Here is a 23,763-nt window from a genome sequence, read left to right as displayed (position 1 = left end):
CAGTTTGCAGTAATTTTTGGATATGAGGCGTAAAATAAATTTTCTTATCGGGGCTGCTTTTTTTAGCTTTCAGGCTTTTGGGCAGGGAACGGTTACGCCGGTTACCAATCGCGATAGCAATGTGGTAAAGCAATTATTTTTTGCCGGACTAAGGGAGAAAATGTCTGAAAATTATGTTGTAGCCGCGACAAATTTCAATAAAATTGTTGGGTTAGACCCTGGTAACCATGCTGCCTACTTCGAGCTGGCTAATGCAGACTTACGCCTAGATAAGCTTTTGGAAGCGGAACAGCACATCAAACAGGCCATTAAAATAAACGCTGGAAACTTATGGTACTGGCGCTTACTCGGCGAGGTGTATAAACGCACCAATAATATGCCCGAACTGATCGGGGTATTTAACCAGCTGATCCGCCTCGATCCTGAAAACGATGCCTATTATTTTGATAAGGCCAATGCGCAGTTTTTGGCCAATCAGTTGGATGCTGCTAAAAAAACTTATGATGAGATCCAGGGTAAATTTGGCGATTCAAGGGATCTGACGAATGCCAGAAAACGCTTTCAGGCAAATGGAAGTGCTACAGAAAGTGACATTGTAAAATTATTGGAAGGCAACCAGGCCGATGTAAAGAATTACTTATATGCTGCAGGTTTACTTTTGCAAAAAGGAAATGATCAGGAAGCATTAAAGGTGTTGACAAAAGCCCAACAGCTGGAACCGAATAATTTTGAGGTAAACCTGGCTTTAGCCGACATTTACCGCAGTCAGAAAAATGATGAGGCCGCATTTTCTTCCTTAAAATTGGCTTTCCAAAACAATGAAATGCCATTTACAGAAAAGTTAAAGATTATTGCCGCACTTTTTCCGAAACTGAACCAACCCGTTGTAGCTAAAAATGTAACCGAGCTAAGTAAGCTGGTTGCAGAGAAAAACCCAACTGAAGCAAAAGCATTGGCACTTTATGGCGATGTACTTTATCAGCAGAATAACTTAAAAGAAGCATTGCTGCAATATCAAGCTGCATTAAAACTTAACGATCAGGTTTACATCGTGTGGGAACAGGTGATTAACATTCAAACCTTACTTGGGCACTATGATGAAGCTATAAAAGTTGGCGATGAGGCATTAACTATTTATCCCAATCAGGCCAGTTTATATTATTACATGGCCTATGCCTTGTTTAAAACCGGTAAATATGATGCTGCCCAGAATAATTTAAAAATATCTCTACAATTGGATGTAGATAATAAAAGCCTGCAAGCACAGATTTTCGCACTTCAGGGCGATCTCTATATCAATCAGAATAATTTTGGTCAGGCAAAAACCGCTTTCGAAAAAGCCATCGTGCTGGAGCCTGATAATTATCTCATCATGAATAACTATGCCTATTATCTGGCATTAAGAAATGACGATTTAACAAAGGCAGCTAAATATGCCGAAACTGCAGCCCTTGCCATGCCCAATAACCCCTCAATTGCAGATACTTATGCTTTCATTCTGTTTAAACAGCAGAAATACGATCTGGCAAAAACATGGATTGAAAAGGCCTTACAAAACAATAGCAATAAAAATGGTGTTTACTTGGAGCGATATGGAGATATACTTTTTCTGAAAGGCGAAAAAGATGCTGCATTAATCCAATGGCAAAAAGCAAAAGAGGCCGGAAACGGATCAGAGGTATTAATTAAAAAGATCAATGAAAAGAAATATTTTAAATAGTGTATTCCTTTTAGGAGCGGTAATTTTTGTTTCGGCATGTAAACCTAAAAAAGAAATTGTAGTGGCTCCGCCTACCAAAACGGAAACCAAAACAGATAATTCTAAAGCAGAAGCCTTAACCTTATTAAATAGCAAACAACTTAAATTTAATACGCTTTCGCTTAAAGCAAAAGCAAGTTTGGATATTGCCGGCGACGCAAATGATGTGACGATGAATTTCAAAATGAAGGACAAGGAGACCATTTGGGTAAGCATTACGGCATTAGGTGGAATGGCAGAAGTGGCGAGGGCTTTGATTACGCCTGATAGCATCAAGATCATGAACCGCATGAAAAGCGAATACCTCAAAAAACCTTTTAGTTATATTTACAATTTTACCAATAAACAGGTTAATTTTAATACGCTACAGGCTATTTTAACAGGCAATGCTATGGGAGAGTTTTTAACAGCAGCATCGGATGTTAAACAGGAAAATGGTGTTTGGGTGGTTTCCGGAAGCAAATCGGCTTTAGACTACAGACTGCTTTTTAATACACTTTTCAAGGTATCTGAAACCAATTTAAATGATGCTAAGAACGGTCAGGCTTTAAAAGTTACCTATACTGACTATCAAAAATTAAACGAATCTTTATTTCCCAGTGCCTTGAAAATCAAAACGCTATCTAAAGCGAAAACCATAAATATTGATCTTCAGTTTGTAAAAATTGATGGCAATGTTCCGGTAGATTTTCCGTTTAATGTACCAAAGCGGTTTACAGTTATAAAATAACTTAATTACAGTTAATATTTTATGGTATTGACAAACAGATCTGCTGCTTTGCAACAGGCGGTTTGGCAATCTTTACATTGTATGAAGATTAAGTGAAGAGGGTTCTGCAATAAGTAATTATGACTATACTATCTCAATTTTAATGCTTTTTACTATAAAAATTTTATACTTTTGGCTTAATGAAGCTACAAAAACTCCTATTTATCTTTTTTTTAAGTGTGTTAACGCTTTCTGCAGTTGCACAAACTGAAAGCCAGCTCAGAAGGAAAAAAGAAGCTATACAACGTGAAATTGAACAGCTTCAAAAGAATTTGAATAAAACGGCCAATGGTAAAAAGCTTACCATACAGCAAATTAATACCATAAATGCCCAGATTAGGTTGCGCCAGGATAAAATCGGTACCATTAACTCTGAAATAAAAAATCTGGATAACCAAATCTCTCAGAACACAAATACCGTACATACATTACAAGGTCAGTTAGGGGATCTTAAAAAAGAATATGCAGGCATGATCCGCTTTGCACAAAGAAACAGAAACTCATATGATAAGATGATGTTTATTTTCGCCGCAAAGGATTTTAATCAAGCCTATAAACGGATCAAATATTTGCAGCAATTTAGTCAGTACCGCAAAAAGCAGGCTGGTTATATAGAAAATACGCAGCAAGACCTGAACGGAAAGATTAAAGTGTTGGATAAAACACTAAGAGAAAAAAGTGACCTCCTGAAAGAACAGGAAAGAGAGCGCGAACGTTTAAGTCAAGATAAAAGTAAACAATCTGTTGAGCTAAATAAGCTGAGCAAAGACGAAAAGCAGTTTAGGCAGGATATTAACAGCCGCAAAAAACAACAGGCGCAGATAGACAGGGCCATCAGTGCTGCAATTCAGCGTGCAATTGAAGAAGCACGAAGAAAGGCTGCAGAAGAAGCGAGAAGGAAAGCAGCAGAAGAAGCAAGAATTGCTGCCGCTAAAGCCAAAGCAGAAAATAAACCTGCGCCAGCAACTCCTGCTACACCGACTGCTAAAGCCAAATCGACCGGAGAATTGCTGACAGCAACTCCAGAAACGGCAAGACTATCGGCAGGTTTTGAAAACAACAGGGGAAGGTTACCTTGGCCGGTAGCAACAGGAACCATAACCGAAAGGTTTGGATTGCATAAGTTGGACCAGGCAAGTTACACCAACGATGGCGTGGATATTACAACAACTGATGGGGCTGCAGTTAGAGCAGTATTTGCAGGTAAAGTTGCAGCTGTACAGGTCATGATGGGTAGAACGGTGGTACTGATCAACCATGGTGAATATTTTACAGTATACCAGAATTTAAAATCGGTTAGTGTAAGTGTGGGTAATTCTGTTGATACCAAACAAACCATAGGGGTTGTTGCCAATACCGGCGATGATGCGGTTTTGAAGTTTCAGATCAGAAGAGGGCAGGCCGCTTTAAATCCGGAGGCCTGGATCAGTAAGTAAAAGAATAGTTTTTAAAATGTATATATTTGTATAAATTATATTAGTGATGTATCAAGGCACGTTATTAGAGTTTTTAAACATGGGGGGATCAGAGATCGTACTCATTTTAGTAGTAGTTCTATTGTTGTTCGGCGGTAAAAAATTACCTGAACTGGCAAGAGGGCTTGGGAAAGGGATCCGGGAGTTTAAAGATGCCTCTGATGGTGTAAAGCGTGAAATCCATAGAAATATCAATGCGATGGATCTGGATAAAGAGGAAGCAGAAGAAACAGCGGTAAACCATAGTCAGCGCCATCATCCAACAGAAGAAACACCTGTTGATGAAAAGGTAACGCCAGGTGCAGTGCATCCTGAAGCCACTAAACCAGCTGACGAAAAAATTATAACCGACAAAGAAAAAGTTTAAACAAAAAGTTATGTTAAATACAACAATAGCAGCAATGCTTGGAACACCAGAAATTATCATTATTGCGGTAGTGGTATTGTTATTATTTGGTGGTAAAAAAATTCCTGAACTGATGAGAGGTTTGGGTAAAGGTGTTAAAGAATTTAAAGATGGTAAAGATGGTGTTGATGGCGATCAGGTAGATCCGTCTAACCGTGATAAAACTGTTTAATTGCAATAATTTTTAGTTTTGAAGAAATACAGCTCTCTGAAGGAGATTCAAACCCTTATTTCGCAAAAGCAATTAACTTTACCCGATTTATTGGCTTATTATTTTAAGCAAATTGAAAATAATGAACACCTCAATGCATTTAATGAGGTGTTTTTTTTATCGGCAGAAGTTCAAGCAAAAGCGGTACAGCAAAAGATAGAAAATGGTACTGCAGGTAAACTTGCAGGGATGGTAATTGGTATTAAAGATAATATCTGTTATGAAGGCCATATCGTTACGGCATCATCCAAAATGCTCGATGGCTTCGTATCTCCATATTCTTCTACAGTTGTACAACGTTTATTGCAGGAAGATGCCGTTATTATAGGCCGTTTAAACTGTGATGAGTTTGCGATGGGCGGTTCCAATGAAACCTCATACTTTGGGGCTGCTAAAAACGCAGCAAATCCCGAGCTTGTTCCAGGAGGTTCTTCAGGTGGTTCGGCTGTAGCTGTGCAGGCCGATATGTGTTTGTCGGCCCTGGGTACCGATACCGGTGGTTCGGTAAGACAACCGGCTGCTTTTTGCGGACAGATTGGGCTTAAGCCTACTTATGGGCGCATTTCAAGATATGGTGTGATTGCTTATGCTTCCTCTTTCGATCAGGTTGGCCCCATTACCTCTTCTGTAGAAGATGCTGCTTTGCTTTTGCAGGTTTTAGCCGGTGCGGATGATTACGATTCGACAGTTTCTCCTCTTGCAGTGCCTGATTATCCTGTTCAGTTGAATGAGCGTAAAAAACATAAGGTAGCGGTACTAAAGGAGACGATGGAGAGCGAGGCACTTGATCCGGAAATTAAATCCGCCATTTTAAAATCAATTGAGCAGCTCGAAGCTGATGGGCATACTGTGGAATATGTTTCTTTTGATCTGCTGGATTATCTGGTTCCGGCATACTATATCTTAACAACGGCCGAAGCTTCTTCCAATCTTTCACGTTATGATGGCGTTCATTACGGACACCGCAATATGGAAGCGAAATCGCTGAATGAACTTTATAAATTATCACGCGCCGAAGGTTTTGGCGAAGAAGTTAAACGTCGTATCCTTTTGGGTACTTTTGTTTTAAGTGCAGGATATTACGATGCTTATTATCAAAAAGCGCAGCAGGTGCGTCGGTTGATCAGAGAAAAAATGGATGGTTTGTTTCAGGATTTTGATTTAATCCTTTCTCCGGTGGCACCAACAGCAGCTTTTAAAATAGGTGATCATCTACAGGATGCACTGGTGATGTACATGGCCGATATTTTTACCGTACTACCTTCTTTAAGCGGAAATCCGGCAATCGCTTTGCCAATAGGCAATAATGCGGCAGGTTTACCGTTAAGTATACAATTTACAGCCAAACATTTTGAGGAAGATAAGCTTCTGGCTTTTTCTCAGGCATTTTTATCATAGTTTTATCGTCATTGATCAGTACGAGCAACCTTAATGCAAAAAAGCATTAGCGTTAAGTAAGGCAGTGACATTTTATTAATTGTCTTTCCAGGCATTGTCTGGAAGGTTCGCAGGTTTCACTAACTCCTATGTGGCAAAAAGAAGAAATCTGTAAGGTTTGTAGGAATACAAACCCTGGTTAATAAAAATTTGAACCAATAGCCCATGATTAAAAAATTACTTTTTGCATCAATTTGTGCTTGTTTAGGATATGTTTCTTTCTCTTCTGCGCAGCAAACGCTCAAACTGGATAGCCTGCCAAAGATTCGTAACAACATCTTTATCAATACCGATACCGTAGCTGTACCTGTTGTTTCAGAAAACCCATTGAGCATGGGGCAAAACTTTATTTATAAACTCAGGCTGGATTCTATAGCTAAAACGGTACCACTTCCGTACAACGAATACGTTCAGCAGTATATCGATATTTATGCCAAGCGTAAAGATATGTTCGGTAAAATGATCGGTTTATCGAGCTATTACTTCCCGATTTTTGATAAAGCCTTAAAGGACTATAACATTCCGCAGGAAATAAAATACCTGACTATTGTAGAATCGCAGATGAATCCGCATGCTATTTCCAGGGTAGGCGCAACAGGCATCTGGCAGTTTATGTTCGGCACGGGCAAGGCCTATGGTTTAAAGATGGATAACTTTGTAGATGAACGCAAAGACCCAATCCAGGCCAGTTATGCTGCGGCAGCTTATTTTAGGGATGCTTTTGAAGAACTTGGCGACTGGCTTTTGGCCATTGCCGCTTATAACTGCGGAAAGGGCAATGTGAACCGGGCTATTGATAAAGCGGGATCGAGGGATTTCTGGGTAATCAGACAGTTTTTACCTAAGGAAACCAGAAATTATGTTCCTGCATTTATTGCTGCGGTTTATGTGATGAATTATTCCCACAAACACCAGATTACGGCACAGGCATCTAGCATGTTCTTGAAAACCGATACTGTGCAAACTACCCGGTTTGTATCTTTAGCTACCCTGGCCAAAGCGCTTAATATTGAAGAACAAGCTATTTTGGCCTTAAACCCGTCGTACAAGAAAAAGATTGTTAACGGTACGGATGATGAACCTAAACGTATTGTAATGCCTAAGTTAAGGGATATCGATTACGCAGGTATTTACGATGTGCTGAACAACCACGAAGTGGATGTCGACATGAAAGTGGTAGCGGCCAGTACCGATGATGTAAGGGATTTAAGAAAGAAAAAGAATATTGGCATAGCTACATCAACAGTAGTTTATCATAAAGTAAGCTCAGGACAAAGTTTAACAACGGTTGCCGATAAATATGGTGTAGAAGTACAAGATTTAAGAGTTTGGAACGGTTTAAAAAGCAAAATGCTGGTGCCCGGACAAAAATTAAAGATTTATGCTAAAAACCGTATACCATTAAAAGCACCATCATCGTTTTTAAGTTACAAAGTGAAAACGGGCGATACCTTATCAGAAATTGCAGAAAAATTTGATGGAGCTACCGTTCAAAGTATCAGAAGAGATAACCATTTATCAAAAGCAGGTTTGCAGGTTGGGATGGTGCTGAAAATTAGTAAAGGATAGATTAGAATTTTGTTCTGCCAAATGATTTAATTTGATCGTCACTCTACTGTAGGAGAAAGATCTATTTCAGGCAACTTGATGATAGTAATTCGATCCCTTTATAAATCACTATAGCAATCGAACTAGTGTAGGTTTTTTACTTTCGGCTTCTCAACAGTTCCTGTTTCTTACATCTATTGGCTCATTTACATCGGTATAAGAAAATTCAAAAAAAGAACTTATGTCTCCCATAAGTATATTTTTCCTTGTAATGATATTTAGTTAGCGGTAGCCGGTAAACTAGGTTTCAAATTGTAGTATTTAGTTTCGTCTGTTTGTTGTCGATTTCGTGGTATTTGCTGTTATTTTTTGTTTTTTTAATTGTCGTAAATTAAATGTTTAGTTTGTAATTTAAAATTTATTCACTATTATTCGGCAAATATATCACATAATCAAAAAGCTATGAAAAAAACAAAATTAATGTTCTTAAGTATGGCCGCATTATTATCTGCAGCAATTAGTATTCAATCGTGTAAGAAGAATGAAAAAGTTGAAGGGGAGGGTAAGTCATCTCAACTCGTTAAAAGTGGCGTTATTAAAGGCAATATAAATGCCAATTCAGTGACAGATGACCCGGTATGCAATCCTACAACCTATTATATGACGGATGATCTAAAAACAAGTCCGATTGTTAAGTCAGAATATGCAGCTGAGGAATTTTGGTACAAAGTAACAAATGATCAACCTTACGATGCAGGGTGGTGGGACGGATATCAGGACGGTGTTTATTACTGGACACTGCATAAAAATGAATTGGCTCTTTCTTACGTTCCTACAGGTGAATGGGCTTTTGTTCTTAAATTTCAGAATAATGCCTCCGGCGCAATTTCGTATGTTTCGCCTTATACGGCCAGCGATCCAAACTTTATCTCAGGTAATACCTATCTTGATAAAGGATTGAGGTTAGTTAATGTTGGTACCGCTCCAAATCCGATTCAAATTAAAAATGCTACTTCACAAGATGGTAATGTTCAATGTTTGAAAAATCAATATAGAATTTGGGCTCAAACAGACTTTGGTCAATCCGCAGAAAGAAAAAGATATGACAATGGTAGATATAATGGCTTTTTGCGTGGAATCAGTCAGGAACCATTTTCCATACAATAATATTTTTAATTAAAATCTTTAAAGTAATTAAAACCGAATTTTAATTCAGACCTTTCATTAAGCGAGCTCCCCTAAGATTAGTGTAGCTCGCTTTCGTTTTATACATCTTAATAGGTAACTATAACTATTCTTCCTGTCTCAATCATTTACTTTTTACAGAAATGTTTCTCCAAAGATTGATGATCTTTACTGTTATCCTATTTTACACTCATATTTGTTTTATGCCAATTAAAAGAATTGTACCTTTGCGCCGTCACTAATAAGTTACTTAATGAGTAATACGAATAGAAAGCAAGATGCGCTGGATTACCACTCGCAAGGCCGTCCGGGAAAAATACAAGTAGTACCTACTAAACCAACAACATCGCAAAGGGATTTAACCCTGGCATACTCTCCAGGAGTTGCAGAGCCTTGTTTAAAAATAGCAAACAATAAAGAGGATGTTTATAAATATACCGCTAAAGGTAATTTAGTTGCCGTAATCAGTAACGGAACTGCCGTTTTAGGCCTGGGCAATATTGGTCCCGAAGCCGGTAAACCCGTAATGGAAGGCAAAGGCCTTTTATTTAAAATATTTTCTGATATCGATGTATTTGATCTGGAACTGGATACCGAAAATGTAGATGATTTTGTAAAAATTGTTAAAGCTTTGGAGCCAACTTTCGGGGGAATTAATCTGGAAGATATTAAGGCTCCGGAGTGTTTCGAGATCGAGCGACGTTTAAAACAGGAGATGAATATTCCTGTAATGCACGATGATCAGCATGGAACAGCCATTATTTCTGGCGCAGCATTATTGAATGCCTGCGAAATCCAGAAAAAGAAAATAGATAAAATCAAGGTTGTGGTGAGCGGAGCGGGTGCTGCCGCAGTTTCGTGCTCTAAAATGTACCTGAGCTTAGGGGTTAAAAAAGAGAACCTGGTCATGTTTGATATCAATGGGCTAATTGATATCCACCGTACCGACCTGGATGATATCCGCATGAGTTTCGCCACCACCAGAAAAGATATTGCTAATATTGGAGAGGCCATGAAAGGGGCTGATGTTTTTATCGGACTTTCGGCAGCAAACGTGATTTCTCCCGATATGTTATTGGGGATGGCCAAAAATCCAATTGTTTTCGCCATGGCGAACCCCAATCCGGAAATTGCCTACGAGCTGGCCATCAAAACCCGTAAAGATCTGATCATGGCCACAGGCCGGTCTGATTATCCGAACCAGGTAAACAACGTACTGGGTTTCCCTTATATTTTTCGCGGTGCGCTTGATGTTCGGGCAACCAGTATTAACGAAGCCATGAAAATAGCTGCGGTTAAGGCAATTGCCGAACTGGCCAAAAAATCAGTTCCGGAAGCAGTTAACCTGGCTTATAATGCACGTAACTTAAAATTTGGAAGGGATTATATCATTCCAAAGCCTGTTGATTTTCGTTTAATTACCGAAGTATCAACTGCTGTGGCAAAAGCCGCAATAGAAAGCGGGGTGGCCCGAAAAATTATTACCGATTGGGATGCCTACAATGAAGAATTAAGAAAACGTTTAGGTTTGGATGATGCCATTATGAGAGCGGTAACAACCAAAGCGAAAATGGATCCTAAACGGGTGGTATTTGCAGAGGCTGATAATTATAAAATTTTAAAAGCTGCCCAGATTGTAAAAGATGAGAATATTGCCATCCCTATCCTTTTGGGAAACCGGGAAAAAATACAAGCGATTATTGATGAGCATGCTTTGGAGCTTGGGGGAGTAGAGATCATCGATCAGATGCAGAATCCTGAAAAAACCCAGCAATATGCAGAAGCACTTTTCAAAAAACGCCAGCGCAAAGGGGTTTCTTCGATGCGCGATGCCACAAAACTATTGAGAGACCGGAACTATTACGGTGCTTCGATGGTTGAATTTGGTGAGGCCGATGCAATGATTTCTGGTTTGACAAAAAATTATGGTGCCACTATTAAACCTGCCCTTCAGGTCATCGGTGTAGAGCCAGGTGTTAAACGCGTTGCAGGTATGTATATGATGATGACCAAAAAAGGTCCTGTTTTCTTTGGCGATACCACTGTAAACGTAGATCCAACGGCAGAAGAATTGGTAGATATCACCTTGTTGATTGATAAATCTGTTAAACAGTTTAATATTAAACCACGCATTGCCTTATTATCGTATTCAAACTTTGGCTCTAACGATGGGATAACCCCGAATAAAGTAAGGGAAACAGTAAAACTGCTTCATAAAAACCACCCGGAAATTGTTGTGGATGGCGAAATGCAGGGGAACTTTGCCATCAACAACGAACTGTTGCAAGATAATTTTCCATTTAGCACGCTGGCAGATGCTCCGGCCAACACTTTAGTTTTCCCAAATCTAGAGTCAGGAAACATTGCATACAAATTGTTACAAGAGCTTGGCGGCGCCGAAGCGGTTGGTCCGATCCTCTTAGGACTGAATAAACCTGTTCATATTGTTCAATTAGGCAGTTCTGTACGCGAAATTGTTAATATGGTTACCATAGCTGTTGTAGATGTGCAAGCAAAAGAAGAAATTGCAACATCGAAACGAAAAGGTATATTTGGGAAAACAACTAAAAAGTAACACTACATGTACGCCTATATTGATGGTAGATTGACATTTAAAAACCCGGCTTATGTTGTGGTTGAAGCCGGAGGTATAGGCTATCATATAAACATCTCGTTAAATACTTACAGCGCTTTGGGCGATGCAGAAAGGTGCAAACTATATACCTGGCTGCATGTAAAAGAAGATGCACACACCTTATACGGCTTCGCTGATGAAGGCGAACGCCGTTTATTTTTACATTTAATTTCGGTATCGGGTATTGGCCCGAACACTGGAAGGATGATTTTATCCTCCATCACACCGGTTGAGATTCAAACAGCAATTGTTAAGGCAGATCTGCCACTGATACAGCGGATTAAAGGCTTAGGTGCAAAAACCGCACAACGCCTGGTTTTAGAACTGCAAGATAAATTAAAAAAAGAAGGGGCAGATTCATTAATTTCTATGCCTCAACACAATACGGTTAAAGATGAAGCGTTATCAGCATTGGTAATGCTCGGATTCGCCAAACAAACCGCCGAAAAAACTATAGATCAGATATTAAAAGTAACAGAGGGAAGCCTTTCGGTAGAGCAACTAATTAAACAAGCTTTGAAAACTTTATAGATTAACGCCTTTGAAGAGAATATCTACATTTCTGTTTCTCATTCCTCTCTTTTTAATTGCTTATCAAACTGCTTATTCTCAAGTTGTTCCAAGCAAAACGGATACTATTAAGCCGAAAAATAATTTCAGCTTACGCGAAAAAGAACAATTAGGGCTTAATCCTGCAGTTAACCCATTTTACCCAGCCCCAAGTAATTTAAAACGTGTTGTAGAATACGATGCCAAGAATAAACGTTATATTCTTAAAGAACTGATCGGTGAAAATTTTGTACTGAATACCCAATATTTAACTATTGATGAGTACCAGCGACTGGTAAACAGCGAAATAAAAAGGGGGAACTGGCGTAGCATTTCCAATGCTGAAGTGAGCGATTACAGAAGCACGGGCATTATTCCAAAAATCCAGGTAAATAGCAAAGCTTTTGAAAAACTTTTCGGCGGCACAACGATTGATATCCAGCCACGCGGAGAGGCCGAACTTACTTTTTTGGGTAGGATTAATAAAAATGAAAACCCTCTTTTTAACGAAAGGCAAAGGGTACAGACCAATTTCGATTTTAACCAAAGGATCCAGATGGATCTGGTTGGAAATATTGGTACCAAGCTAAAAATCAAAAGTAATTACAATACCGAAGCACAGTTTGATTTTGAAAACCAGATCAAACTGGATTATACAGGTGGCGTAGACGATATTATTCAAAAAATAGAAGCGGGTAATGTAAGCCTGCCGTTAAATACCTCATTAATTACCGGAACACAGGCACTTTTTGGTATAAAAACACAGCTCAAATTTGGGCGTTTAAACGTAACGAGTGTTTACACACAACAAAAGTCGCAATCAAGAGAGATTAAAATTACAAATGGCGCGCAGCAAAATACCACTACATTAAGTATTGATAGTTATGAAGCCAATAAACACTATTTTCTGTCGCAATATTTCAGAAATAATTATAACAAAAACCTGGCTAACGCACCCATTATTACTTCCCCCATCCAGATTACCAAAATCGAAGTCTGGATTACCAATAAAGCAGGAAATACAACAGACTCCAGAGATGTACTGGGTTTGATGGATTTGGGTGAAAATGTGCCCTTTAACAATAATTTAATTACCGGAGGGACTTCTGGTCTGCCGGCAGGAACCACTGCTACCGGTTTCCCACAACAATCAAACAACCTGATCTCGCAGTTAAATGCTTATCAGGGCGGTGCCATCAGGCAAACAAATTCTAATGCAGTTCTTTCTTTCTTCCAAACAACACCAGCTAACACCAGCAATACCGATAATTTTGCTAAATTGGTTTATGCCAGAAAGTTAACAGATCGCGAATTTACTTTCCAGCCACAACTGGGTTATGTATCATTAAACAACCCTTTAAATGCTGATGAGGTATTAGCCGTTGCCTATCGCTATACCTATAATGGTGTGGAGTATCAGGTTGGTGAGTTCTCTACCGATATTTCTTTTGATGCGGCTAATCCTAAAATGCTTTATGCAAAATTATTAAAGAACGAAACGACCAAGATCCAGCTGCCAACATGGGATCTGATGATGAAAAATATTTACTCTATCGGTGGGTACCAAATCAGCAGTCAGAATTTTAAACTGGATATTTACCGCATTGATAACGAAACCGGAGTGGATAATCCCGTAATGACCGAAGGCCAGAATACCGCTAATAAGCAGTGGATTGCCTTAACCGAATTCGATCGCCTCAATCAGCAAAATGAGCGGAGACCAGATGGAGTTTTCGATTTTGTAGCCGCCAACAACGCTTTTGGATCTTATTCTACGGCAAGCAATGCCAACCAGGCCAGTATGTTCGGGGTAGGTAGCAATGGGCAGACCTCATTGGTTACCAATACCAATTCGGGATATATCACCATCGATCCGGCAAATGGAAGAATTATTTTTCCTGTGATCGAACCCTTTGGTAAAGATCTGGCAGCAAAATTTTTGCCGAGCGAGCAGGCATTGATCAACAAATATACCTTTACCGCGCTTTACGATTCGACACAAACCATCGCCAGGCAGCTTTTTCAAAACCAGAACAGGTATACCATTAAGGTAAATTACCAGTCTGATATTTCTTCTGAGTTCAGCTTAAATGCCATTAATGTTCCGGAAGGATCGGTAAAGGTTTTTGCAGGAACAATGCCACTAACGGAGGGCGTAGATTTTACAGTTGATTATCAGGGCGGCCGTGTAAGCATCATCAACCAGGCACTTTTAGTATCCGGTCAACCGATTAGGATTACTACAGAAAATAGCGAAACTTTTGGTCTGCAGCAACGTTCACTTTTCGGAACCCGTTTAGATTATCGTGTAAACAATAAACTGAACCTTGGAGGTACCATCATGAACCTGACCGAAAAACCTTTAACCCAAAAGGTGAACATTGGCGAAGAACCGATTTCGAATACCATTTGGGGAGCAGATATTAACTATAGTTCACCGTCAAGGTTTTTAACAAAACTGGTTGATAAACTTCCGTTCATTTCAACCAAGGCACCATCAAGTGTAACATTTTATGGCGAATTTGCTCAACTCATCCCTGGTCACCCAAGGGCGCTGAATTTTGCAGGTAGTAAAAATGGGGTAAGTTATTTAGATGACTTTGAAGCGTCCAGATCGGTAATCGATTTAAAAAGTGCAATAGCCTGGCAGCTATCGGGTACACCGCAGCTTTTTCCGGAATTTAATAAATCTAACGATTTATCATACGGTTATAACCGGGCAAGAATCGCTTTTTACAACATCGATCCAACTTTTTATAATTCGGCAGCTTCTACCACGCCTGCCAATATCAGGGGCAACCGAACAGAACTTTCCAATCATTATGTAAGAGAGGTAATTGAACAGGAAGTTTTTCCATTTAAGGAAACCGCAACCGGACAGGCTCTAAACATTACCACTTTGGATGTAGCCTATTATCCAACGGTTAGGGGCCCTTACAATTTCCGTACCACTGATTTTAGGCCAGATGGTAGTTTATTGCAGCCCAGAAACAGTTGGGGCGGTTTCCAGCGTAAGATCGAAACCAACGATTTTGAAGCCTTAAATGTTGGCTTTATCGAGTTTTGGGTAATGGATCCATTTATTTATAAACCAAATTCAGCCGGTGGTGATATCTATTTCAACCTGGGTAATATATCAGAAGATATTCTTAAAGACGGTAGAAAATCATTAGAAAATGGTTTGCCAGATACAAACGATCCGAGCAAATACGATGAAACCGTTTGGGGGCGTGTGCCGAAACTGCAGCCCGTTGTGCAGGCTTTCGATAACAATCCCAATTCGCGCAGGGCACAGGATGTAGGTTTGGACGGATTATCAGATGCTGATGAAAAGATCAAATTTGCTGCAGCAATTGCTCAGATTAAATCACAACTGAATGCAACAGCTTCAACGGCTCTTGATGCCGATCCATCATCAGATAACTATACCTATTTCAGGGGACCGGCACTAGATCAGATTAATGCAGGTATTCTTAAACGCTACGAAAAATATAACGGAACAGAAGGGAACTCCAAAACTTCGCAACAGTCGCAGGAAGAATTGGGACTTGAAAACTCTGCTTCTACTTCATTACCTGATGGGGAAGACATCAACCGCGATAATAACATGACGCAAAGTGATGAGTATTTTCAGTATAAAGTTTCAATGCGTCCGGGAGATTTAAATGTTGGGCAGAATTTTATTACCGATAAAGTAACCTCGCAGGTAAAACTGGCCAATGGAAATACGCAGGCTGTTTCTTGGTATCAATTCCGGATTCCGATCAGCCAGTATCAAGATCGGGTAGGCGGTATCCAGGATTTTAAATCGATCCGTTTCTTTAGGATGTTTATGACCAATTTTGCGGATACTGCCATCATGCGTTTCGCGAAGTTGCAACTGATCCGTGGGGAATGGAGGGAGTTTAATGCTGCCAACCAGGCTTCGCAGGTAATTGTAGATCCATCTTTACCTGCACTTACGCCTGATAATTCTACCATTGAAGTTTCGACCGTAAACATCGAAGAAAACGGAAAACGTTCACCAATTCCGTATGTTACGCCGCCAGGTATTCTTCGTGAGCGTGACTATAGCAATTATCGTGGCGATACACGTTTAAATGAGCAATCATTATCGGTTATCGTAAAATCGTTAAGAGACGGTTATGGTAGAGCGGCATTTAAAACCGCCTACAGCGATTTCAGATCTTACAAACATTTGGAAATGTTTATTCATGCTGAAGCGGTTAATAACCAGATTTTAAATGATAATGATGTTGCAGCATTCTTACGGATCGGGACCGATAACCAGGATAATTATTATGAGTATGTAATTCCGTTAAAGGTAACCAATCCAGGTACAAGAGATGCTGATGCCATCTGGCCTGAAGCCAATAGGATGGACATTAACCTAACGCTTTTTCAAAATGCAAAGCTGGCCCGTAACGTGGCCAAGCAAGCTAACGGACAGCCGTGGCCTACAAATGTACCGTTTACCTATACCGATGGAACGAGAACAATTATTGTTAAAGGGCAACCTGATATGAGCAAGGTTAGGGTATACATGGTAGGGGTTAAAAATCCGCTCCGTGCTGCCAATGATGAACGAAATGATGATGGCCTTGATAAAAATGCACTGGTTTGGTTTAACGAATTAAGATTAACTGAATTTGATGAAAGAGGCGGTTGGGCAGCTACCGGAAGATTGAACTTAAAGCTGGCCGACTTTGCTGATGTAAATATTTCCGGAAGTAAATCTACCATTGGTTTTGGATCTATCGATTCGAAAGTAAGCGAGCGGAACCGTGCAGACAATGTATTGCTCGATGTTTCTTCAGCGATGGAATTGGGCAAGTTCCTGCCGCAAAAATCTGGGGTAAAAATCCCGATGTTTGTGAGTTACTCTAAACAGGTTTCTACACCACAATACAATCCGAGGACACCGGATATCGAGCTGAAAAATGCCTTATCGCAATCTACCAAAGAACAAAAAGATTCTATTTTAAACTTTGCACAGGATTACACCATTAGAAGGGGCATCAACTTTACCAACGTTAGAAAAGAACGTACCAGTACCAGTAAACCTGCCCAACTTTGGGATATTGAAAATTTTGCTGCAAGTTATGCTTATACCCAGTATAATCATCGCGATTTTATTAATCAAAACAGCATTCAGAATACCTACAGGGCATCGCTACAGTACAGTTATTCAAAAGAGGCCAAAACAATAGCGCCTTTTGAAAAAATTATAAAATCGAACATGCTGGCTTTGTTAAGGGATTTTAACTTTAGTATTTTCCCAAGTGCCATTAATTTCAGGATTGATGTAGACCGTTTATATTCAGAAAATACCCTACGTAATAACGATCCGAATAATACCATCGGGCTGTACCAGAGTGGATATGGTACTACTTTTAATAAAAACTTTACCATGAGCCGTGTTTATGGTATAGCATGGAACCTTACCCGTTCGTTACAGTTGGATTTTAATGCCACAAATTATTCGATTATTGATGAACCTGATGGAAGAATTGATGGCATAAAACGTGATACCGTTTGGCAGAACCTAAAACGCTTAGGGCGTACAACCGATTATAACCACAACTTAAATGTTACCTATAATCTACCGATTGATAAAATACCCGGACTAAACTGGATGACCGTAAAAACCCGTTATGGTACCAACTTTAACTGGCAAACGGAGCCGCTTTCTACCTTACGTGATCCGAATATCAATTTGGGCAATACGGTACAAAACAGTAGAACAGTTCAGGTAAACCCAACATTAAACCTGACTACGCTATACAACAAATTTGGCTTCATCAGAAATGCGGGCAATGATCAGGATGGGAACAAAGCGAAGAACTTTTTTATCAATATTTTAACCAGTTTAAAAAATGTTAATGCCAGTTTTGTGCAAACAAAAGGTATTTTCCTGCCGGGTTATATGCCAACAACGCAGTTTTTTGGCCTCGATAGGGCTACTGGTGCACCAGGTTTAGGTTTTGTTTTTGGTAGTCAGCGCGATATCCGCGAGATGGCACTTGGCAATGGCTGGTTAACAACTGATACCTTACAGAACCAGTTATATGTAAATACACTGCGCGAGGATTTTCAGTTTACCGGTTTGCTGGAGCCTTTTAAAGATCTACGGATTACTTTAAAAGCAAACAAAGCACAAACCAGAAATTTCAGTACCAATTTTAGGTATGTGGCCAGTGTATCGTCGTTTGAGAATCTGAGTGCAATTACCACGGGCGATTATAGCGTATCGTACATTGCGCTCGGTACAGCATTTAAAGAAAGCAACGCTACAATTATTTCTGGACTATTTAATCAGTTTATGGCCAACAGGATGATTATTTCGAGAAGGCTGGGCGCTGAAAACCCAAATTCTGGCGGCATTAACGGCGGTTATGCAGATGGTTACAGTAAAGAAAGCCAGGATGTAATTATTTCTGCTTTTATGGCTGCTTATTCGGGCAAAGATGCCGGTAAAACGAAAATGAATGCTTTCCCTAAAATACCACTTCCAAACTGGAGTTTAACTTATAGCGGCTTAACCCGTATTCCTTTCATTGCTGATAAATTTTCATCTGTTGATATCCGTCATGGCTATCGTTCAACCTATAATATCAATGGCTTTAATACTTTGTTGCGTTACCAGGAAACCAATGGTGCCGTGAGCAGCAGGGATGTAAATAATAATTTTTTACCGGAATATCAGTTTGCCCAGGTAACCATTTCTGAATATTTTTCTCCATTGGTTGGTGTTGATACCCGGTTTAAAAATAACCTCACCGCTTCTTTCGAATTAAACCGATCGCGTTTGTTGGGCCTTAGCTTATCAAACAGTCAGTTGGCGCAATTATCAGAAAATAATATGGTGTTGGGCCTGGGCTACCGCACCAACAAATTCCGCTTCCCGTTTGGATGGTTCAAAAGCCTGAAAATGGATAACAATATGGATTTTAAACTGGATGTGGCCATCCGTGATAACAAAACCGTTATTTACCGTGCTGATGTAACCGAGGCTGAAGTATCTTCTGGAGCAAAGAATATTACCTTAAGGCCAAGTGTAGATTACGTGTTGAATCAGAAATTTAATATCAAGTTATTTTACGATTCGAATATTACAAAGCCTTATACCTCACAAACCTTTAATACTTCGTTCAGTAATTTCGGTTTTAGTTTAAGGTTTACGTTGAATTAAAAATAGCCTAAACAATTAAAGAATTATTTTTTTGTGCAGAGAATATTCTGCTAAATAGATAGGTCGTAAAAAACATAGGGGCATAGCTGAACAACAGGTAATCAAAACTGATGAAATGCATGTTTCCGCTGATCAGCAGAAACAATAGAAATAGTATAATTGAATGTGCTATCGGCCTGTCATTGATAAAGCTTTTATAGCCCTGTTTTTCTTTCAGCTGATGACTTATCGTAATAAGCGCAGCAACTATAGTTATAAAGATAAATAAATGGGTAAAGGGTAGGTTAAAACTGAAATTATAATTTGGGGGCTTAATCAGCATGATGAATCCGATATAGCCGAAACCGATTGCCATGGTTACCGGAACAGAAACAAGCAGCGTTGCAATGCATACTTTTAAAGTATAAATAATGGAAGACTTCATATTGAGGTTAATTTATCATTCAATATACATAAAATTTTTAAGTTTAATATCCATTGATAAACCGATGAAAACATTTTGTTTTTCTGATAAGTTAATTTTTCAGCCATTGCGAATGGATAAACTAAATTGTATTTTTGAAGCAGAAATCGTATAAACATTTAGCAAACGTGATTTAATCGATAACTTATTTTCAAAAACATATAAAATAATGAATTTTCCATCAGAATTAAAGTACACTAAAGACCACGAGTGGGTTAGAGTTGAAGGTAACGAAGCTTATATTGGCGTAACCGATTTTGCACAGCGCGAATTAGGTGATATTGTTTATGTTGACATTAACACTGTAGGTAGCGAAGTGGCAAAAGAAGAAGTTTTTGGTACTGTAGAAGCCGTTAAAACCGTGTCTGATTTATACATGCCAATTACCGGAACGGTATTAGAAGTTAATGCTGAATTAAATGACAATCCAGAATTGGTTAATGCTGATCCTTACGGAAAAGGTTGGATGGTTAAAGTTTCTTTAGCTGACGCGGCTGAAGTTGATGGTTTATTAACAGCAGAAGCTTACCAGGAACTGGTTGGCGCTTAATTCTGATATTTTGTACGAAACACTAAAACAGCAAAAATGGGCCATTCTCTGGACAGTTGTTGTTTTGGTGTTTTGTAATATGCACATTTCCGATTCCGTTGGGAAAAGTGGCTTTTTCTTCGAAGGCTTTGATAAAATGACCCACATGGGCTTTTTCTTTGTCTTATCAGTCCTGCTCTTTTTTGGCAAGATTAAATATCAGCATACCTACGCTTTCAGAACATTTACCATTTTTAAAATTTTGCTCATCAACGCCATAATCGGTGGCGGGATAGAGTTACTGCAATGGAAAGTTTTTACCTACCGCTCTGCAGAATGGTGGGATTTTGGCTGCGATATGCTGGGCGCATCAATGGCGGTTTTTAGTTATGTATTGCTCCATAAATTAAATTTCAATGAGAAGAAAAGTTAATATCATCTGTGTGGTTCTGGCCATATGTTTAAGCGGTTGCAGTATTTTTAAAAAGAACTGTAATTGCCCGAAAGTATATTACAAAAGCTATCCGTCAGCCCAAAAATAACTTACCTATTGGTCTGTTTTCCTTCCTCATCCCACAATTTTTTTTAGGCTGTATTTAAAATGTTACCAAGCTTTTAACACACCTTAACAAACCTTTAGGTTTTTCTACAGTCTGATAGCTTAGTTTTATTATAATATCTAATTTTTGATGAAAAGAAACGTTCAGTCTGTAATATTTATTGTTTTTCTATTTTGTGGTTACCTCGCCCATGCGCAAAATACGGGTTCTGTAAGTGGAAAAGTAATTAACGCAAAAGATAAAAAGCCAGTTGATTTTGCAACAATCGCGATTAAAAGTTTAAAAGATTCAAGTGTTGTGGCATCTGGTCAAACCAATCCTGATGGAAGTTTTACTTTTAAAGCCATAGCGCCGGGTAAGTATAGGATTTATTCAGCCTTTTTAGGTTTAAAAACAGCAACTAAAGATATAGAGGTGGCTAAGGCAGCTGTTAATGCTGGCGAAATTGCGATGAGTGATGATGGTGTTGATTTGAATACGGTTAATGTAACTGCTACGATCCCGATTGTGGTAAAGAAAGATACGTTAGAGTTTGATGCCAAATCCATTAAAGTACGTGAAAATGCCGTGGTAGAGGATCTTCTGAAAAAGGTTCCTGGGGTGGAGGTAGCAAAAGATGGTAGCGTGAAAGCCCAGGGCGAAACCATTACTAAAGTAAAGGTTGATGGTAAAGAATTTTTTGGTAACGATCCGTTACTGGCCACCAAAAATCTTCCTGCCGATATGGTAGATAAGATTCAGGTCATCGATGAATTATCTGAACAGGCCCAGTTTACCGGTATTGATGATGGAACAAGAAACAAGATTTTGAACATCACCACCAAAAATGGCATGAAACACGGCTATTTTGGTAACAGTACCGTAGGTTATGGTTCTAACGATCGTTATGACGCGAGCCTGAATGTAAATAAGTTTGATGAAGACAGGCAGATTAGTTTTATCGGTCAGTTTAACAACGTGAACAAGCAGAACTTTGGACAGGGCGGAGGTGTAGGTAATGGCTTCGGTGGCGGCGGTGGCCGTGGTGGATTTGGCGCCGGTGGTGGAAGTAGTTCTGGCGGAAGCGGCGGGATCACGACTACCAACGCGGCAGGATTAAACTTTGCTGACACTTATAAAGATGGTACCCAGTTTCAGGCCAGTTATTTCTTTAATAAGGCAAATTCAGAAATTATCCAGAACTCTAATACGCAGAACCTTGCAGGTGGTACCAATAACATTGATGAAGCGATAAATAATACTTCTGATCGGCTTAACCATAGGTTCAATTTTATGGTCGATACCAAGATCGACCCATCTTTGTCTGTTAAAATACAGCCGAGTTTGGCTTATACTGAAACTGATGGAAACAATTTGAATAGCTATACCAGAATACTGGATGATGGCACAACCATTGGTACCCAGCGTAACACCACAACTGCTGCTACGCCTACCATTGGCAATAATTTATTGATCCGAAAGAGCTTTAAACGGAGGGGTCGTACACTATCATTAAATGTAAATACTAACATAAACGATAACGATGGGACGAACCTCAACTATAGAAACGATAAAATTACGGAAGGAACAACAACAAGAGATACCATTACCAATCAGTTGAACAATACGAGCAGCCATTCCATAAATAATACCACCAGGTTGGTTTATACCGAGCCGCTAAACAAGACCCTGAGTGTGGAGGTTAACTATCAGAACGGTTATTCAAATAGCGATTCGCAAAGGGATGTATTTAACTATAATCCGCTAACGATGCAGTATGATGAAGTGGATAATGAATTTTCCAATATCTATAATAACCGTACTTTAACCAATGCCGCAGGTGTAAGTTTAACCACAACCGAGAAAAAATACAACTGGAATATTGGTGTAGCTGCTCAACAGACCAATAGGGTAAATACCAATTTAACTACGGGTTTGAAACGTACCCAGAATTTTATCAATATTACGCCATCTGCACAGTTCAGGTATAATTTTAGTAACCGCAAGCGTTTATTCATCAATTACCGTGGCTCAACCAACCAGCCAACTATTGATCAGATCCAGCCGATACCGGATAATACCAATGCTCAAACCCGTTATGTTGGTAATCCGTCATTAAAACCCTCATTCAATAACCAGTTGAGGATTAATTTTAACAACTTTAATATCGAAAATGGCCGGTTTTTCTTTGCGGGTTTAAACCTTACCCAAACATTTAACGCCATTGGAAATACGGTTATACCCTTGTCAGGTGGTGTTCAACAGATCAGTTATATCAATGTGGATGGCGTTTATGCTGGTAACGCTAATGCAACCTGGTCTTTACCCTTAATGGCAGAACGTAAACTAACGCTGAATATTTCCGGGAACGGCTCGTATAATAGAAATGTGAATTTTATTGCAGATCAAATGAGTACTGATCTGGTAAAAAATGTAACCAATAGTTACACCATTTCAAACGGTTATAAATTGGTTACCAATGTTGATAAATTTGATTTAACAGGAGGCATAACCGGAAGTTATACCAACTCTACTTTTTCTGCGAGACCATCATCCAATACACAGTATTATACCATCAATCCAAGTTTTGATGTCAGCTATGTACTACCGGCCAATATCAGGTTGGCCATAGATATCGATTATTTCAGAAATTTTGGTGGGGGTGATTTATTTAACCAGGAATATACCATTCTTAATCCTTACATCAGCCGTCAGTTTTTTAAAAATAGAGGAACATTTAAATTTTCAGTAAATGATGCACTTAACCAAAATACGGGTGTGAGCAGGACCGCTACAGGCACTTCAATTGTTGATTTAACTTCCAATGTATTGAGGCGTTATTATATGTTCTCTTTCACCTATTCGTTAACGCGTATTGGTGGTAGAAACATGAGTGGCGATATGCAGATGCCCGGCCAACGCGGCGGCGGTGGTGGTGGCCGTCCAAGGATGTAATCTTTTTCAATGGTCGGTAGCTCACCGATCACCAATAAGATAATAAAAGTCCGGTTTTAACCCGGACTTTTTTGTTTTACAACTTTTTCTGCCGGTCGGTCTCAGCGGCCG

15 protein-coding genes are annotated in these 23,763 nt (G+C 39.3%); 14 read left to right on the top strand and 1 reads right to left on the bottom strand.

All coding sequences use genetic code 11. The annotated features are described in order from the left end of the window. Positions 1 to 22 precede the first annotated feature (22 nt). The 11 genes from ABEG20_RS16605 to sprA all read left to right on the top strand — a co-directional run bounded on the left by ABEG20_RS16605 (position 23) and on the right by sprA (position 19,166). Positions 23 to 1,720 (top strand): tetratricopeptide repeat protein, encoded by a 1,698-nt coding sequence (locus ABEG20_RS16605; protein WP_406824381.1) that lies wholly within the window; start codon positions 23 to 25, stop codon positions 1,718 to 1,720. After that, positions 1,698 to 2,489, top strand: a complete 792-nt coding sequence (locus ABEG20_RS16600; protein ID WP_406824380.1) for a DUF4292 domain-containing protein — start codon at positions 1,698 to 1,700, stop codon at positions 2,487 to 2,489. Before ABEG20_RS16605 ends, ABEG20_RS16600 begins: the two co-directional genes overlap by 23 nt. 179 nt (positions 2,490 to 2,668) lie before the next feature. After that, complete coding sequence (locus tag ABEG20_RS16595) at positions 2,669 to 3,964, top strand: murein hydrolase activator EnvC family protein (protein WP_406824379.1); 1,296 nt, start codon at positions 2,669 to 2,671, stop codon at positions 3,962 to 3,964. A gap of 79 nt (positions 3,965 to 4,043) precedes the next feature. After that, positions 4,044 to 4,370: a twin-arginine translocase TatA/TatE family subunit gene (locus ABEG20_RS16590; RefSeq protein ID WP_406824378.1), complete on the top strand. Its 327-nt coding sequence runs from the start codon at positions 4,044 to 4,046 to the stop codon at positions 4,368 to 4,370. Positions 4,371 to 4,380: 10 nt separating this feature from the next. Continuing rightward, a complete protein-coding gene (locus tag ABEG20_RS16585; protein ID WP_029986031.1) occupies positions 4,381 to 4,581 on the top strand; it encodes a twin-arginine translocase TatA/TatE family subunit in 201 nt (66 codons plus the stop codon). 18 nt (positions 4,582 to 4,599) lie between these two features. Further along, positions 4,600 to 6,018, top strand: a complete 1,419-nt coding sequence (gene gatA / locus ABEG20_RS16580; RefSeq protein WP_406824377.1) for an Asp-tRNA(Asn)/Glu-tRNA(Gln) amidotransferase subunit GatA — start codon at positions 4,600 to 4,602, stop codon at positions 6,016 to 6,018. Between the two features lie 204 nt (positions 6,019 to 6,222). Continuing rightward, positions 6,223 to 7,626: a transglycosylase SLT domain-containing protein gene (locus ABEG20_RS16575; RefSeq protein ID WP_406824376.1), complete on the top strand. Its 1,404-nt coding sequence runs from the start codon at positions 6,223 to 6,225 to the stop codon at positions 7,624 to 7,626. 441 nt (positions 7,627 to 8,067) lie between these two features. Further along, the gene (locus ABEG20_RS16570) at positions 8,068 to 8,772 is read left to right on the top strand and encodes a hypothetical protein (protein ID WP_406824375.1); all 705 of its coding nucleotides are present in this window, start codon (positions 8,068 to 8,070) and stop codon (positions 8,770 to 8,772) included. Positions 8,773 to 9,043: 271 nt separating this feature from the next. Further along, the gene (locus ABEG20_RS16565; RefSeq protein ID WP_406824374.1) at positions 9,044 to 11,365 is read left to right on the top strand and encodes an NADP-dependent malic enzyme; all 2,322 of its coding nucleotides are present in this window, start codon (positions 9,044 to 9,046) and stop codon (positions 11,363 to 11,365) included. A 6-nt stretch (positions 11,366 to 11,371) separates the two neighbouring features. Further along, positions 11,372 to 11,956: a Holliday junction branch migration protein RuvA gene (gene ruvA / locus ABEG20_RS16560; RefSeq protein WP_138818825.1), complete on the top strand. Its 585-nt coding sequence runs from the start codon at positions 11,372 to 11,374 to the stop codon at positions 11,954 to 11,956. A gap of 10 nt (positions 11,957 to 11,966) precedes the next feature. Then, positions 11,967 to 19,166: a cell surface protein SprA gene (sprA, locus tag ABEG20_RS16555; protein ID WP_406824373.1), complete on the top strand. Its 7,200-nt coding sequence runs from the start codon at positions 11,967 to 11,969 to the stop codon at positions 19,164 to 19,166. A gap of 7 nt (positions 19,167 to 19,173) precedes the next feature. On the opposite strand, the gene ABEG20_RS16550 is transcribed toward sprA, so the two are convergent. Then, positions 19,174 to 19,590, bottom strand: a complete 417-nt coding sequence (locus ABEG20_RS16550; protein WP_406824372.1) for a hypothetical protein — start codon at positions 19,588 to 19,590, stop codon at positions 19,174 to 19,176. 208 nt (positions 19,591 to 19,798) lie between these two features. Between ABEG20_RS16550 and gcvH the strand changes: the two genes are divergently transcribed. From gcvH to ABEG20_RS16535, 3 genes are all read left to right on the top strand, one after another. Continuing rightward, the gene (gcvH, locus tag ABEG20_RS16545; protein ID WP_406824371.1) at positions 19,799 to 20,179 is read left to right on the top strand and encodes a glycine cleavage system protein GcvH; all 381 of its coding nucleotides are present in this window, start codon (positions 19,799 to 19,801) and stop codon (positions 20,177 to 20,179) included. A gap of 10 nt (positions 20,180 to 20,189) precedes the next feature. Next, a complete protein-coding gene (locus ABEG20_RS16540; protein ID WP_406824370.1) occupies positions 20,190 to 20,591 on the top strand; it encodes a VanZ family protein in 402 nt (133 codons plus the stop codon). A gap of 256 nt (positions 20,592 to 20,847) precedes the next feature. Continuing rightward, complete coding sequence (locus ABEG20_RS16535; RefSeq protein WP_406824369.1) at positions 20,848 to 23,652, top strand: outer membrane beta-barrel family protein; 2,805 nt, start codon at positions 20,848 to 20,850, stop codon at positions 23,650 to 23,652. The last annotated feature ends 111 nt before the right edge of the window (positions 23,653 to 23,763 follow it).

Source organism: Pedobacter sp. KACC 23697, assembly GCF_045348445.1.
Classification (GTDB): domain Bacteria; phylum Bacteroidota; class Bacteroidia; order Sphingobacteriales; family Sphingobacteriaceae; genus Pedobacter.
Note: the sequence above shows the minus strand (reverse complement) of the source record. Positions and strands in the feature narration are given on the sequence as shown.

Bases quoted from the DNA above. Each gene is read 5' to 3' on its own strand.
- ABEG20_RS16605 (WP_406824381.1), top strand. From the start codon at position 23: ATGAGGCGTAAAATAAATTTTCTTATCGGGGCTGCTTTTTTTAGCTTT.
- ABEG20_RS16600 (WP_406824380.1), top strand. From the start codon at position 1,698: ATGAAAAGAAATATTTTAAATAGTGTATTCCTTTTAGGAGCGGTAATT.
- ABEG20_RS16595 (WP_406824379.1), top strand. From the start codon at position 2,669: ATGAAGCTACAAAAACTCCTATTTATCTTTTTTTTAAGTGTGTTAACG.
- ABEG20_RS16590 (WP_406824378.1), top strand. From the start codon at position 4,044: ATGGGGGGATCAGAGATCGTACTCATTTTAGTAGTAGTTCTATTGTTG.
- ABEG20_RS16585 (WP_029986031.1), top strand. From the start codon at position 4,381: ATGTTAAATACAACAATAGCAGCAATGCTTGGAACACCAGAAATTATC.
- ABEG20_RS16575 (WP_406824376.1), top strand. From the start codon at position 6,223: ATGATTAAAAAATTACTTTTTGCATCAATTTGTGCTTGTTTAGGATAT.
- ABEG20_RS16570 (WP_406824375.1), top strand. From the start codon at position 8,068: ATGAAAAAAACAAAATTAATGTTCTTAAGTATGGCCGCATTATTATCT.
- ABEG20_RS16565 (WP_406824374.1), top strand. From the start codon at position 9,044: ATGAGTAATACGAATAGAAAGCAAGATGCGCTGGATTACCACTCGCAA.
- ruvA (WP_138818825.1), top strand. From the start codon at position 11,372: ATGTACGCCTATATTGATGGTAGATTGACATTTAAAAACCCGGCTTAT.
- ABEG20_RS16550 (WP_406824372.1), bottom strand. From the start codon at position 19,590: ATGAAGTCTTCCATTATTTATACTTTAAAAGTATGCATTGCAACGCTG.
- gcvH (WP_406824371.1), top strand. From the start codon at position 19,799: ATGAATTTTCCATCAGAATTAAAGTACACTAAAGACCACGAGTGGGTT.
- ABEG20_RS16535 (WP_406824369.1), top strand. From the start codon at position 20,848: ATGAAAAGAAACGTTCAGTCTGTAATATTTATTGTTTTTCTATTTTGT.